The organism is Azohydromonas australica DSM 1124 (genome assembly GCF_000430725.1).
In the GTDB taxonomy this organism is placed as follows: Bacteria; Pseudomonadota; Gammaproteobacteria; order Burkholderiales; family Burkholderiaceae_C; genus Azohydromonas; species Azohydromonas australica.
On record NZ_KE387216.1, the window covers coordinates 51,888 to 65,647 of the forward strand.

The 13,760-nt window shown below is 58.8% G+C and carries 12 protein-coding genes; all 12 read left to right on the plus strand.

Annotation, left to right across the window (positions count from 1 at the left end; translation table 11 throughout):
- The first annotated feature begins 1 nt into the window (after position 1).
- Positions 2-1,165 carry a glycosyltransferase family 4 protein gene (locus H537_RS50480; RefSeq protein ID WP_169517175.1) on the plus strand — a complete coding sequence of 388 codons (1,164 nt, stop codon included), beginning with the start codon at positions 2-4 and terminating at the stop codon, positions 1,163-1,165.
- Positions 1,166-1,289: 124 nt separating this feature from the next.
- Complete coding sequence (locus tag H537_RS0137150) at positions 1,290-2,471, plus strand: glycosyltransferase family 4 protein (RefSeq protein WP_029001900.1); 1,182 nt, start codon at positions 1,290-1,292, stop codon at positions 2,469-2,471.
- Complete coding sequence (locus tag H537_RS0137155; protein ID WP_029001901.1) at positions 2,468-3,880, plus strand: O-antigen ligase family protein; 1,413 nt, start codon at positions 2,468-2,470, stop codon at positions 3,878-3,880. The genes H537_RS0137150 and H537_RS0137155 overlap by 4 nt, the downstream gene beginning before the upstream one ends.
- A 238-nt stretch (positions 3,881-4,118) precedes the next feature.
- Positions 4,119-4,553, plus strand: a complete 435-nt coding sequence (locus tag H537_RS56960) for a class I SAM-dependent methyltransferase (RefSeq protein ID WP_169517176.1) — start codon at positions 4,119-4,121, stop codon at positions 4,551-4,553.
- Complete coding sequence (locus H537_RS54010) at positions 4,546-5,385, plus strand: hypothetical protein (protein WP_156902189.1); 840 nt, start codon at positions 4,546-4,548, stop codon at positions 5,383-5,385. The genes H537_RS56960 and H537_RS54010 overlap by 8 nt, the downstream gene beginning before the upstream one ends.
- A gap of 92 nt (positions 5,386-5,477) precedes the next feature.
- Positions 5,478-6,599, plus strand: a complete 1,122-nt coding sequence (locus H537_RS0137165; RefSeq protein ID WP_029001903.1) for a glycosyltransferase family 4 protein — start codon at positions 5,478-5,480, stop codon at positions 6,597-6,599.
- A complete protein-coding gene (locus H537_RS0137170) occupies positions 6,586-7,473 on the plus strand; it encodes a polysaccharide deacetylase family protein (RefSeq protein ID WP_029001904.1) in 888 nt (295 codons plus the stop codon). The genes H537_RS0137165 and H537_RS0137170 overlap by 14 nt, the downstream gene beginning before the upstream one ends.
- Positions 7,470-8,354: a glycosyltransferase family 2 protein gene (locus H537_RS0137175; protein WP_029001905.1), complete on the plus strand. Its 885-nt coding sequence runs from the start codon at positions 7,470-7,472 to the stop codon at positions 8,352-8,354. Before H537_RS0137170 ends, H537_RS0137175 begins: the two co-directional genes overlap by 4 nt.
- 20 nt (positions 8,355-8,374) lie before the next feature.
- Positions 8,375-10,255 (plus strand): asparagine synthase (glutamine-hydrolyzing), encoded by a 1,881-nt coding sequence (gene asnB / locus H537_RS0137180; protein WP_029001906.1) that lies wholly within the window; start codon positions 8,375-8,377, stop codon positions 10,253-10,255.
- A complete protein-coding gene (locus H537_RS0137185; protein ID WP_084151250.1) occupies positions 10,255-11,217 on the plus strand; it encodes a glycosyltransferase family 2 protein in 963 nt (320 codons plus the stop codon). Before asnB ends, H537_RS0137185 begins: the two co-directional genes overlap by 1 nt.
- Positions 11,214-12,482 carry a polysaccharide pyruvyl transferase family protein gene (locus H537_RS0137190; RefSeq protein WP_169517177.1) on the plus strand — a complete coding sequence of 423 codons (1,269 nt, stop codon included), beginning with the start codon at positions 11,214-11,216 and terminating at the stop codon, positions 12,480-12,482. The genes H537_RS0137185 and H537_RS0137190 overlap by 4 nt, the downstream gene beginning before the upstream one ends.
- Positions 12,479-13,759 (plus strand): Coenzyme F420 hydrogenase/dehydrogenase, beta subunit C-terminal domain, encoded by a 1,281-nt coding sequence (locus H537_RS0137195; protein ID WP_051244539.1) that lies wholly within the window; start codon positions 12,479-12,481, stop codon positions 13,757-13,759. Before H537_RS0137190 ends, H537_RS0137195 begins: the two co-directional genes overlap by 4 nt.
- The last annotated feature ends 1 nt before the right edge of the window (position 13,760 follow it).

Below are 13,760 nucleotides of genomic sequence, written 5' to 3' on the forward strand. Positions count from 1 at the left end.
CATGAGCAATGCTCCTTGGGGCGGTTCGGAGTATTTGTGGAGCGGTGCTGCTGCATATCTCAGTGTGCAAGGTCACCGAATTTTTGCCAGCGTCTGTCGCTGGAGAAAGCCCTCTTCTCACCTTGAGAAGTTGCGCAGCGACGGAGTTCACATCACGGAACGCCACTGTGATGTGTCGGGATTGCGCTCCCGGCTTATGCGCAAGTTGGGGCGTGAGGCTGTAAATTACGCTGAGCCGCTGCTGCTTCATATGTGGCTTCTTAAGGTAAAGCCGGATTTGGTTTGCATATCAAATGGTTGTTTCGCGGACAACCTGCGCTTAGTCACTGTATGCAGAAAAATGGGAATTCCATATGTTCTTATCGCCCATGCCAATGGTGAAGTTATGTGGCCGGACGATCGTTTTGCTGACGAGGTGATGACGGCTTATGGCAGCGCCGTGCGCTCATTTTTCGTCTCAAGACATAATAAGGACCTTCTTGAAACCCAGCTCGGCACTAGGCTCAGGAATGCCGAGCTGGTATGGAATCCAGTCAAAGTGCAACGCGACGAGCAACTCCAGTGGCCTAGTACCGACGATGGCTGGCGACTTGCTTGTGTCGCGCGTCTACATCCTAAATCGAAAGGACAGGACCTGCTGCTCAAGGTGCTGGCACGCCGTCAGTGGCAAGATCGTCCAGTCCATGTTTCCTTCTATGGCAAGGGCGAAAACGAAGAATGCCTGCGCAGGGAGGCCCAACAATTGAGCGTCTCTGGTAGGCTGAGTTTTTGTGGGCATGTGGAAGACATTGACAACATCTGGGCGACGCACCACGCGCTGGTATTACCCTCGCGGTACGAAGGTCTGCCCATTTCACTGGTGGAGGCGCTGCTCTGCGGCCGAACGGCCATCGTCACCGACGTGGGCGGCAATGCCGAAGTGCTCAGGGACGATATGGACGGGTTCGTCGCCGCGTCGCCCACCGAGGCGCATCTGCACGAAGCTATGGAGCGTGCATGGTCCCGGCGCGATGAATGGCAAGCCATGGGCCAGCGCGCACAGCATAGGCTCAACACCATACTGCCGCCGCAGCCGGCGGCAGCATTTGGGTCGCGGCTGCTGGAACTGGTGCAGCAACTCAACGCCTCGCCGTCGCGCGTCGCTTCGAGTTTCAAGGCGCCCTGAACACAAAGCGCGCTGCGATGAACTCGCCAACGCACCGCGCTGCTGGTCGCCTTCCGCTGGGCGAGCAGGCCACGGCGCAAGCGCCCGATTCATGCTCAGCGGCAGGCATAGGAGTTGACTGACCATGCAGGCCGAACAGCGCACCATACTATTCCTTGGACACTCGGCTTCCCGTAACGGTGCAAGCATCCTGTTGCTGCACCTGCTGCAGTGGCTGCGACAAAACACAAGCTTCCGGTTCGAGGTGCTTCTATTGGGAGGCGGGCCACTGGTGAACGAGTTCCGCGCAGTGGCAACCACGCACGTGGTGCGAGATCCGTTGTCTGTGTTGCGCAAGCTTAACCGCACCTGGGCAAGCGCTTTGTCTTCTCAGCTCGAGCACTTGCTTATCCAAATGCGGCTGCAGGGGCGCCGCTACGACCTGGTGTACGCCAACACAGCCGCGACTTGGCGACATGTGGCGGCGCTGGGTCGGCACCGCAGTGCCTTGCTGTGGCATATCCATGAGTTGGCCTATGCGCTGGACCTCACCCTCGATGAGACGAAGGCACGTGAGCTTTTGCGCTCGGCGTCCCGGGTCATTGGTGTGTCCACGTCCGTGGTCGATACGCTGGTCAAACAATACTCTGTGACAGCCGACCGCGTCGACCTCGTGCATGGCTTCGTGCCTCTCGCGGAGGTTTCTGAAGGCGAACGCCGCCTGCGGCGGCGCCGGCTATTGGAGCGTCTGAATTGGCCTAGCCACGCCTTTGTGGTCGGCGGATGCGGCGGCCTGGGATGGCGAAAGGGAACGGACCTATTTCTGCAGCTGGCCAGCCGTTTCAAGCGCAACCATCCTTCAAGCCCGGTCCGTTTTCTATGGGTAGGCGGCAGCGAGCGAGGGGGGAGCGAAGTGTTGCAGTTTGAGCATGACCTGCACCGCATGGAACTCGCCGATGTGTGCCGGCGTGTAGCCTCGACGGCCGATGTCGATGCCTACTACGACGCCATGGATGTGTTTGCTCTCACCTCGCGTGAAGATCCGTTCCCCCTGGTGATGCTGGAGGCTGCCGTCCACGCGGTCCCTACGGTGTGTTTCAAGGACGCCGGTGGTGGTCCGGAATTCGTGGCTGGCGATGCAGGCATAGCTGTTCCGTATCTCGACCTCGATGCATTCATGGAAGCCCTACGCGCGCTGCAAGCGGATCCCGAGCTTCGCAGGGTCTGCGGGCTCGCCGCCCAACGAAAGGTCCGCCATCACCACGGCATCGAGGCGCAAGGACCTAAGCTATTGCTGAGTATTCAGCGCTGCATGGCAGGTGATTGACGAAGCGCACCGGCAGCATGTTTGCCACTGACAACACCACTTTCATCAACGGCATCGGCATCGCCTTTTGCCTGTTGATGTGCGTCCTGATGCTGGTACTGCCTCGACGTTTGGCGCTGCTTCCCGTGATCGCCATGGTGTGCTACATGACGATGGGTCAACGCGTCTTGGTATTCGGCTTGAATTTCACGCTCATTCGGATCTTGCTGCTGTTTGGCTTTGTACGCGTCGTGATCCGTAGCGAGGCTTCTTTGGAGAACCTGAATCGCATCGACAAGATACTGCTTGGGTGGGTGTTGTCTAGTGTGGTCACATACACACTCCTCTGGAAGACTGGCGATGCGTTTGTCAACCGGTTGGGACTTGCCTATGACGCCATAGGCTTGTATTTCTTGTTTCGATTCCTGGTCCGGGATGCGGACGATATCAGGTCCGTTATCGTTCAGTTCGCATGGCTGACGCTGCCGCTGGCGGCGTGCATGTTGATTGAGAAAAGAACGGGGCAAAATCCTTTTGGTGCCTTGGGTGGCGTGCCGCCGGAGACCCTGGTGCGTGAAGGCGTCCTAAGATGCCAAGGCCCATTTGCACATCCCATTTTGGCTGGGACTTTCGGAAGTACACTGCTACCATTGTTTGTTGGCTTGTTCTGGCAACGCAGGCACCGGTTGCTAGCTGTGGCTGCGGTGATTTGTGCGGCAACCATCGTTATTTGTGCAGCGTCCAGTGGTCCCGTGGGAGCCGCCATTGCGGGGTTGCTGGGTTTAGTGATGTGGGGGATGAGAGACCATATGCGCGCGGTACGCTGGACTATGGGCCTCTGCCTCGTGAGTCTGCATCTCGCCATGGCGGCACCCGTGTGGTTCTTGCTGTCGCGTGTAGGTATTTTCGGCGGTTCTACGGCCTACCACCGTGCTATTCTTATTGATAATGCAGTGCACCGTTTTCCGGAGTGGTGGCTATTAGGAACCTATTCGACCAGCCATTGGGGGTATCAGATGTTTGATGTCACCAATCAATATGTACTTCAGGGGGTCCAAGGCGGCATCGTGACTATGGTGTTATTCATTGCTGTTATTGCGCGTTGCTTCGGTGCGGTGGGACATGCAGCAGGAAGTGAGAGCAAGGCGGTGCGCAATGACAAGATATTGGCCTGGAGTCTTGGCGCATCGCTGCTTGTGCATGCCATCAATTATATTTCGGTGGTTTATTTTGATCAGAACATGGTGAATTGGTATCTGCTGTTGGCCATGATTGCCACCTTGGGCATCAGTCAAAAGGTGCCGTCCGAGCGAGCCGAAGGGGATGTGGGTATGAACCTGGAGCAAAGCAAGTCTGTCTATATTGGAGGACGTATGGAGCATATATCGCGTCTGCCTGGTGTCAATTGTATGTCTGCTGGAAAGCAGTGATTTTCGAATTCCCATGAATTAGCATCGATTTGGCTTGATAAATATTGATGACCAACCAACGCATATAAAGGTGCTATCGAAGATGCCTATAATCAAAAGGGTGTATTGGCGCCTTCTCAGGGCTGCCGGCTTCAAGCAAGCGTCTTGGGATAAGCAATATCAAGCTGGCGTTTGGTGCGACGGTCCGCGCAGTCCGCGCACAGTCGAACTAGCGGTGAAGTTGTGCAATGGGGGCTTCATGGTCGAGTTTGGATGCGGTGATGGTACGCTTCCTTTGGCATTGCCTCCACAGGCATATTCTAAGTACATTGGGTATGATATCTCTGAGGTTGCTACTCGCACAGCGACAGATCGGGCGCAAGCGGCAGGCTTGAGTAATTGCAGTTTCAAACAGTGTGACATGGCGCAGTGGAAAGGGGACAAGGGCGTTGCACTGTTTGTGATCGAGGAGTGCTTGTATTACTTGAATTCGTCTGAAGCCGAATCGTTTCTTCTCAGATGCTGTGACAGTCTGGCGCCAGGAGGCAGTGTATTAGTGGTGGTTCATTCAGCATCGAAGCATGCTTCCACTGTCTCACTCTGCAAGTCTGTATGCCTTGTCCAAGAAGAATTAACGATTGGAGACCGGATATTCCTGGTACTTGCGCCTATGAGAGTCGGCGTGTATGAATAAGGAGGCAGGCTACGTCATGAAGTGCACGGTGCTTGGATGTATGGATGAGAGTGGCCTTTCATTGGAGGTGGTTGCTGCGGTAAATGACGACTCCATACTTAAGTGCAACCTCATGCGTTCACCGTTGCTGAAGGAGCGTGGTGTACCCCTGCATGTGCAATCGGGTTTTGTATGCGCTTCTTTGGCATACAACGATGCATTGCTGCGCTGCCAAGCCGATGTCGTTGTGTTCGCTCATCAGGACGTCTACCTGCCCGCTGGGTGGGAGGAGCGCCTGTTCAAAAGTATTGCCCTTATAGAGCGCTACGACCAAGACTGGGCAGTTCTCGGTGTTTACGGAGTGACGGATCAAGGAAAGCACATAGGTCATGTCTGGAGTTCGGGACTGCAATCCATGGTCGGCGAGTCGTTCAATGAGCCCGTGCCTGTTGTTAGCGTGGACGAGGTGCTGATTGTCATCCGGCGAGCATCGGGATTGCTATTCGATTCGTCTTTGCCGGGTTTCCATTTGTACGGCACAGATATTGTTCAAGCGGCCATTTCATTGGGTAAGAAGGCTTATGTTGTCCATGCGCCTCTTGTCCATAATTCGCGCCCGATCTTGTATCTCGGTGAGGACTACTTTGCGGCGTATAAGTATTTGGTGAGAAAATGGTCGCGAAGGCTTCCCATTCCCAATAATGTGATGGTCATCATGAGGCCTAGATTGTTTTATGCATGGAAGCGTCTGCGCCAAAAGATGAACGAGTACCGCTATAGGAATATTCCGAGGAGGAATTTCGATCGACAGCTTGACTGTGTAGGTTTGGCCCACCGTTTGGGATTCGAATGAATACATATCGTTATACTTCAGTGTCGAATCCGGTCCGTCCGCTTCGGGTCTGCATGTTGGCCTATACTTTCTATGAGAATGACGGTCGCGTCATGCGCTACGCTGAAGCCCTGGCCAGGACGGGTGCGCAGGTGGACGCTATCGTGCTGCAGCGGGAAGGAAAACCCTGCCAGGAAACCATCGATGGCGTGCGCGTGCTTCGCATCCAGAAGCGAGAAAAGAATGAGCGGGGAAAGCTTAGTTATCTATGGCGTCTTATCCAGTTCTTTTTCCGTTCCATGGCGGTGCTGACGCGCGAACATCTGCGCCACCCTTACGACTTGGTTCACGTGCATTCGGTGCCGGATTTCGAGGTGTTCGCGGCGCTGGTTCCGAAGTTGGGCGGCGCAAAGATCGTCCTTGATATTCACGACATCGTGCCGGAGTTTTATGCGGCCAAGTTTGGTGTGACTAGAAATTCTGTTGCGTTCAGGGCTCTCACCTGCTTGGAGCGTTGGTCGACCGGGTTTGCGGATCACGTGATCGCTGCCAACGACATCTGGCTGGAGAAAATTGTGAACCGCTCCTCGCACAGGGAGAAATGTTCGGCGTTCATTAACTATCCGGATACTGCCGTGTTCCACGCCGGGCTGCGCAACCGCGCACCGGACGGCAAATTCATCATTTCCTACCCTGGAACGCTGAACTGGCACCAGGGCCTGGATATTGCAGTCAAGGCATTTTTGCTGGCTCACCAGCAGGCGCCTGGTATGGAGTTGCATATCCACGGTGAGGGCAGCGCCAAGCCTATGCTGACCACATTGGTGAGGGAGCTGGCGTTACAGGACAAGGTCTTTCTACATGACCCGTTGCCACTCCGCGAAATTGCTACGGTAATGGCCAATGCCGACCTCGGCGTGGTGCCAAAGCGAAATGACGAGTTTGGAGGGGAGGCCTTCAGCACCAAGATCTTGGAGTTCATGGCGGTAGGCGTTCCCGTAGTCGTGGCGCGCACCAGGATTGACGATTACTATTTCAACGAGTCTCTGCTGCGCTTTTTCGAGCCGAACGACGAGCAAGACCTTGCACAGAAGATGTTAGCGGCTTATCAAGGGCGAGAACAGAGCCAGGAACTCACTGCCTCGGCACTTGAGCATGTGAAACTGAATAATTGGGGAGTGCGTCAGCACGCTTATCTTGGCATCGTGCAGGGGCTGGTCCATGGGCATGCTTGATCTGCACTCCCTACGGATAGATAGGCTGTTGACGCTGTCACTGGTCGCGCCGATGTCGCGCCTGCTGCCTCCGGCTCGATGCCCCATCATTCCCGTCTTGATGTATCACAGTGTCGCGCCGGATCTTGATTCCGACGTGCACCCGTATTTCCGTACCGTGACGTCGCCAAGGAGTTTTGCGCGCCAAGTGGAATTTCTCAAGCGCGAAGGTTATGAGGCAGTCACGATGTCAGAGGCGGCCCGTTTGCTGCGCCAAGCTGATACCGATGCTTCCTCAGCATGGGCGTGCAAGGTGGTACTGACCTTCGATGATGGTCTGCTTGATTTTCTCACGATGGCTTTTCCGGTGCTGGAATCGGCAGATTTCACGGCCACCGTTTTCATCACCTCAGGCTGCATCGGTAAGCCTTTCCTCAACGGGCGTCCCTGCCTAGGCAAGCGGGACATCCAGTTATTAAGCCAGCGGGGCATCGAGTTCGGCTCGCATTCGGTGACGCATCGACGGCTGGTGGATCTGGACTGGGCTGAGGTTACGCAGGAAGTGGTGGCTTCCAAGAAAACCATCGAAGACATTGTTGGGCGCGAGGTATCCCTATTTTCATATCCCTACCGCTTTCCGGAAGAAAACGCTGCGTTCACATGCCGGCTTCGGGAGGTATTGATCGATAGCGGCTACAGCGGCGGAGTGACTACCGTCATCGGCCGCCCCCGGGCGGGCGACGACGTTCTCTTTCTACCCCGCTTGCCCATGAACGACTGCGACGATGCGGCGCTGTTGCGGGCCAAGCTCGCCGGCCATTATGACTGGCTGCATGCCGGACAGCTTATGCGCAAGAAGTCCCGCACGCTGTTGCGCAACTGGAGACCGGCATGAGTCTGCGCTATGTCCTTGTGACCCCGGTGAAAGACGAGGCGGCCTTCATTCGGGAAACGCTGATGTCGGTGAAGCGGCAGACCCATCTACCCTTGCGTTGGGTAATCGTGGATGACGGCTCCTGCGACGACACTCCACGTATTCTCCGCGAACATGCCGATGACGTGCCATGGCTTACCGTCGTGTCGACCGGCGCGAAAAAGCGCAAACTCGGAAGCGCCGAGGTGTTGGCCTTCCAGCGCGGGTTGGAACACATTGATCCAGCGTTGCAGTACGACGTGGTGGTGAAGCTTGACGGTGATGTGCGCCTGCCCGAAACATATTTCGAGCGCGTGCTGGAGCGGATGGCGGCCGCTCCGGATTGGGGCATCGTGTCGGGCGTGTATTGTGAGGAAAAGGACGGGCAATGGCTCCCCGTGCCGATGCCCGGATACCACGCGGCGGGTGCCTCTAAGGTGGTGCGCCGCCAATGTTTTCAAGACATTGATGGTTTTATTGCCCGCAAAGGGTGGGATACTGTGGACGAGATCCGCGCTGGCCTGCACGGTTGGCGTACTGGTCATTTTGAAGACATTCAATTCTATCACCTGAAGCCTGAGGGTCAGGCCATGGGCCGTTTGTCCACGCACCGGTTTCATGGCGAAATATATTACCAAACTGGTGGCGGCTTGCTTTTCCTCTTGCTCAAGGTCGCGCATCGCATGATGGCAGGGCAGCCCCGGATTCTGGGGGGCATGGCAATGCTCTGGGGCTATGCGGTCTCGGTGCTTTCCAATAAAGATCGCTTGGTCAATCGCGAAGAGGCACAGTATTATCGAAGTATGTTGAATCGCCGTCTTGCGGCGCCGGTGATAAAGTTGATCACCTCTTTGAATACCTGAAAAACGGGGAAGAATACGCCATGTGTGGGATCAGCGGCATTTACGACTTCAAAGGGCGGCCGGTCGATGCGGGCGTATTGCAATGCATGACCCACGCGCTGGCACATCGCGGGCCGGATGGCTCGGGTCATCTTCTGCGCGGGCCGGTGGGTCTGGGCCATCGGCGGCTGAGCATCATCGACCTTGACGGCGGTGCTCAGCCGCTGGCCAACGAGGACGAGAAGGTGCATATCGTTTTCAACGGCGAGATCTACAATTTTATCGAATTGCGTGAGGAACTGCTCAAGTCAGGCCACAGTTTCAAGACACGCTCCGACACCGAAGTTATCGTCCACGCCTACGAGCAGTGGGGCGATGCCTGCGTGAATCGCTTCAACGGTATTTTCGCGTTCGCGATCTGGGACGAAAGGCAGCAGCGGCTGCTCATTGCTCGGGACCATTTGGGCATTAAGCCGCTGTATTACATCGAGGTGGACGGGCAGCTGCTGTTCGGGTCGGAGATCAAGGCACTGCTGGCGCATCCGGCATGTCCTCGCGGCGTGGACACGGCGGCGCTGGGTCAGTTGTTCACCTTCCGCTACGTGCCTTCGCCGGCCACGCTGTTCGATCGAATCCGGAAACTGCCGCCTGGACACCGCATGACGGCGGACGCTGCTGGCCTGCGGATCGAGCGGTATTGGAACTGGATTCCTTCGCACCGCGAGTCCGTCAATGAGGAGGCGCTGGCCGAGGAATATGGCGCTCTGGTTGAGGACGCCGTTAAGCTGCAGTTGCGCAGCGACGTACCGGTGGGGCTGTTCCTGAGTTCGGGCGTGGACTCGGCGGCCTTGCTGGCAATCATGCGCAGCCATCTCAGTGGGCCCATCAACACCTTCACCATCGGATTCGAAGGCGGCGAGCGCAGCAACGAAAATGAGGATGCCCGGGCCCTGGCACGCCGTTTCGGTGCTGATCATTCCGAAATGATCGTGAGCCCCCGGGACTACGAAGAGTATTTCACGCGCTACATCTGGGAGTTGGAGGAGCCGGTCGGCAACGAGACGGCTGCCGCCTTCAACTTTGTCAGCATGATCGCCAGCCGGCGGGTCAAGGTGGTGCTCACGGGCCAGGGCGCGGATGAGCCTTGGGCGGGTTACCACCGCCATTTGGGTGTCAAGCTGTCGGAGTACTACCGGCAGTTGCCTGGTCCGTTCGGCCGGAACGTGATCCGCAGCGCCGTGATGGCATTGCCTAGAAACGAACGCCTCAAGCGCGGCGTGCTGGCACTCGATGAGGGCGATACGCTGACCCGTTTCGCGAAAATATATTCCTTTTTCACGCCGGACATGCGGGAGCAACTATTCCATTCGCAAGTGAAAGGCGGCATGTCCTACCAGAGTTACGAAACACGGCAAGCGCTGGCGCATCTACAGCATGATGTCCGGCAACTCGATCCCGTTAGTCAAATGCTGTACATGGATACGCGGGCCAATTTGCCGGACGATCTGCTCATGGTTAACGACAAAATGTCGATGGCCCATTCTATCGAATCGCGCGTGCCGTATCTCGACGTGCGGCTGGTTGAATTTGTGGAAAGCCTGCCGACCCGCTACAAACTGCGCTTCACGACAGGCAAGTACCTGCACAAGAAGGCGCTGCAGCGCTGGCTGCCGCGGCAGGTGGTACACCGCAAGAAGAAGGGTTTCGACAACCCCATTGATATTTGGCTGCGTGAGCGCATGAAAAGCAGGGTGCAGGAACTCCTATTCAGCGCCGACTCGGCAATTCGCCAGTATTTCAACGTTGACTACATCCGCCAGCTCGTGCGCCAGCACGAGGAGGGCAGCCGGAATTACATGCGGCACATCTATCTGCTGATCTCCTTCGAGATGTGGCATCGTCGCTTCATGGGAGGGGCGTGATGGACGTCTCGGTATGCATCGTCAACTGGAATACCCGTGAGATGCTGCGCCGCTGCCTGCGGTCGCTTCGGGATCACACCCGTGGGCTGGAGTTCGAGGTCATCGTCGTGGACAACGCATCGTCCGACGGCAGCGTGGCCATGATGGAAACCGAATTCCCGGAAGTGATTGTCGTGGCGTCCGCAGCGAACCTGGGATTCGCCAAGGGTTGCAACCGCGCGGCGGCCGAGGCGCGAGGTTCCTTCGTCCTGTATCTGAACCCCGACACCGAGCTGGTGAGTAACGCCATCCACGGCATGTGGCGGTTCTTACTGGCCCACTCGCACGTTGGCGCAGTGGGCTGCAAGCTGCTCAATTCCGACGGCTCCATCCAGCTGACGTGTGCCAGCAGTTTTCCCTCCACACGCAACGAGCTGACGTCGCTGCTGTTCCTGGACCGGCTGTTCCCGCGCAGCCGGCTTTGCAGCTCGCGGGAGCTCAACCACTGGGACCACCTGGACAGCCAGGAGGTGGAATGCCTGTCCGGCGCCTGCATGCTGATGTCCCGCGACCTGTCGCGGCGGCTGGGCGGCTTCGACGAGCAGCTGTTCATTTACGGCGAAGACCTTGACTTGTGCTGCCGCATCAGCCGCCAAGGCTTGTCGCTGTACTACCTGGCCACGGAAGCCATCTATCACCACGAGGGCGCGGCTAGCAGGAAGAAGGGACGCAGCTTCGCGCCGCTGTTCCAGCGCGCGGCTAACTACTACTTCCTGCGCAAGCATTTCGGGCGTGCCGCCGCTGTCGGCTACCGGGTTGCGGTGACGTTGGGAGCGGGCGCACGGGTGGTTTTGGCGGGGCTGCTGTCGCCGCTGTGGTTGCTTGGGCACGTATCCAGCCGCGAGCGCTTCGCGGCCTTCCTGCTCAAGCATGTGGACGTGCTGTTATGGTCGGTCGGTTTGCGGAGCGTGCCCTCGCGATGAACAAGATTCTTTTGCTCGGTGCCAGCTTCGGCACAGGAAACATGGGCGTGGGCGCGCTGACGGCCGGGGCGCTGACCGTGATCCGCAGGCGCTTTCCCCAAGCGTCCGTCTCGCTGCTGGACTACGGGCGCGAGGCGGCGTTGTCGCAGACGCGCATCGACGGCAAGACGCTCTCTGTGCCGCTGGTGAACCTGCGCTTCTCGTGGAAGCTATTCCTGCTGAACAACGTGGCTCTCCTGCTTGCGCTGTCGGTGCTGATGCGCTGCCTGAGCGCCCAGGGCCGGCGCTGGCTCGTGCAGCGCAACCCTTGGCTGCGTGCCGTCACCGACGCGGACGCGGCCGTAGCGGTCTCGGGCGGCGACAGCTTCAGCGACATCTATGGGCTGGGGCGCTTTTTCTACGTGGCGCTGCCACAGCTGCTGGCTGTAAGCCTCGGGGTAAAGCTGATCATGCTGCCCCAGACCATCGGGCCCTTTCGTACCGGCCTGGCCCGCCGCGTCGCCGCTTTTCTGATGCGCCGTGCCGAGCTGGTGTACTCGCGCGATGCCGTGGGCATAGATGAGATCGGCAAGCTCGTCGACCCAGCCGCGGCGTCCAAGGCGCGCTTCTGCTACGACATAGGTTTTGTACTTGAGCCCCACGCCCCGTGCGCGCTGGAGGTGGACGTGTTGCGCCAGCTGCCGCGCCAGCGGCCGGTCGTAGGCCTGAACGTCAGCGGCTTGCTCTACATCGGTGGCTACACCCGGCGCAACATGTTCGAGCTCAAGCTCGACTACAACGAGCTCGTGGAGTGCCTGGTGGCTTACTTCACCGAGGTCGAGGAGGCGGACGTCGTGCTCATCCCGCATGTCTTCGGCGCGCACCAAGAGAGCGACGTAACCGCAGCCCAGGCGCTGTATGAGCGGTTGCGTCAGCGCCATGGCCAGCGTCTGCACGTGATGCAGGGCGACTTCGACCAGAACGAGGTCAAGTACGCCATCGGGTGCTGTGATTTCTTCGTCGGGGCGCGCATGCACGCCTGCATTGCAGCGCTCTCCCAGGCGGTGCCCGCCGTGGGCGTCGCTTACAGCGACAAGTTTGCCGGCGTGTTTGACAGCGTAGGCGTGCCGGAGCTGGTGGTGGACCCGCGGCGCATGTCGCTGGACGAGGCACTGGCCGCGGTGCGCCAGGCATTTACCCGGCGCAACGACATCCACGCCGAGCTCGGCACCTCCATGCCACGCATCAAGGCCCGTGTACTGGCCCTTCTGGACGACATCGCATGAAGCAGATCGCCATCGCCCGCGCACCGCTGAACTTCCACAACGCCACCGAGGTGGCCCAATGGCGCATGTGCGTCGGTTGCGGTGCCTGCGTATACGCCTGCCAGGACAAGAAGCTCTCGCTGCTGGACATCGAGGGCGAGGGTCTACGCCCGGTGCTTTCCAACGACGCCTGCGGCAGTTGCAACGACTGCGTCAGTGTCTGTCCAGGCGTGGGTATCGATCACCAGCCCGTAGGCCGTGGCGGCGAGGGGCTGATCAACGAGTTGGCCCAGAGCTGGGGGCCGGTGCTTGAAGTGTGGGAAGGCCATGCCTCAGACGGTGACCTGCGCCGCGAGGGCTCCTCGGGCGGACTGGCCAGCGCGTTGGCGCTGTACTGTATCGAGCGCGGCGGCATGCACGGGCTGCTGCACGTGGGCAGCGACGACCAGGCCCGCTTCAAGAACAAATCGTCGTTCAGCCGCAGTCGCGCCGCTATCCTGGCAGCCACAGGTTCGAAGTACGCACCGGCCTCGCCCTGCGACCAGCTTCAGGCCATCGAGGAAGCCGAAGGCCCTTGCGTGTTCGTCGGCAAGCCCTGCGATGTTCAGGCGTTGCGGAAGGCCCAAATACTTCGCCCACGGCTGGACGACAAGGTCGGTGCCGCAATTGGCATCTTTTGCGCCGGCACGCCCAGCACACAAGGCACCATCGACCTGTTGCGCCAGCACGGCATCGAGCCTGAGCAGGTCGAGGAACTGCGCTACCGCGGCCGGGGCTGGCCAGGCACCTTTGCCGTGCGGCTCAAGGACAGTACCGAATGGAAGGACTTGGCCACCTACGCCGAAGCGTGGGGCTTCCTCCAGAAGTACCGACCCTATCGCTGCTACCTGTGTCCGGATGGCACCAGCGAATTCGCCGACATCGCTTGTGGCGACCCTTGGTACCGCGACGTTGGTGAGGGCGAGGAGGGCTCGTCGCTGGTGGTGGTACGCACCGCGCGCGGTCGCGACATCGTGCGTGCCGCCATCGCGGCCGGCTACGTGAAACTCTCACGCATCGACCCGGCCCTGCTGCAGCGTTCGCAGCGCGAGCTGCAGTACAAGCGCGGCGCGATCTGGGGGCGGCTGCTGACGATGAAAGCCCTGGGCGTGGCGGCGCCACGCTTCCAGGGCTTCTCGCTGTTTCGCAACTGGCTGCGCATTCCGGCCAGGGACCAGATCCGGGCTTTCGTCGGCACGGCCCGGCGCATCATTGCGCGCGGTTACCGGCAAGCCTACGACTATCCGTCACGCAGATAGC

What these genes read in the sequence shown, in the direction of transcription:
- H537_RS0137175 (WP_029001905.1), top strand. Translation starts at nt 7,470, where the DNA reads ATGAGTCTGCGCTATGTCCTTGTGACCCCGGTGAAAGACGAGGCGGCC.
- H537_RS56960 (WP_169517176.1), top strand. Translation starts at nt 4,119, where the DNA reads ATGGTCGAGTTTGGATGCGGTGATGGTACGCTTCCTTTGGCATTGCCT.
- H537_RS50480 (WP_169517175.1), top strand. Translation starts at nt 2, where the DNA reads ATGAGCAATGCTCCTTGGGGCGGTTCGGAGTATTTGTGGAGCGGTGCT.
- H537_RS0137150 (WP_029001900.1), top strand. Translation starts at nt 1,290, where the DNA reads ATGCAGGCCGAACAGCGCACCATACTATTCCTTGGACACTCGGCTTCC.
- H537_RS0137190 (WP_169517177.1), top strand. Translation starts at nt 11,214, where the DNA reads ATGAACAAGATTCTTTTGCTCGGTGCCAGCTTCGGCACAGGAAACATG.
- H537_RS54010 (WP_156902189.1), top strand. Translation starts at nt 4,546, where the DNA reads ATGAATAAGGAGGCAGGCTACGTCATGAAGTGCACGGTGCTTGGATGT.
- H537_RS0137170 (WP_029001904.1), top strand. Translation starts at nt 6,586, where the DNA reads ATGGGCATGCTTGATCTGCACTCCCTACGGATAGATAGGCTGTTGACG.
- H537_RS0137185 (WP_084151250.1), top strand. Translation starts at nt 10,255, where the DNA reads ATGGACGTCTCGGTATGCATCGTCAACTGGAATACCCGTGAGATGCTG.
- H537_RS0137165 (WP_029001903.1), top strand. Translation starts at nt 5,478, where the DNA reads ATGCGCTACGCTGAAGCCCTGGCCAGGACGGGTGCGCAGGTGGACGCT.
- asnB (WP_029001906.1), top strand. Translation starts at nt 8,375, where the DNA reads ATGTGTGGGATCAGCGGCATTTACGACTTCAAAGGGCGGCCGGTCGAT.
- H537_RS0137195 (WP_051244539.1), top strand. Translation starts at nt 12,479, where the DNA reads ATGAAGCAGATCGCCATCGCCCGCGCACCGCTGAACTTCCACAACGCC.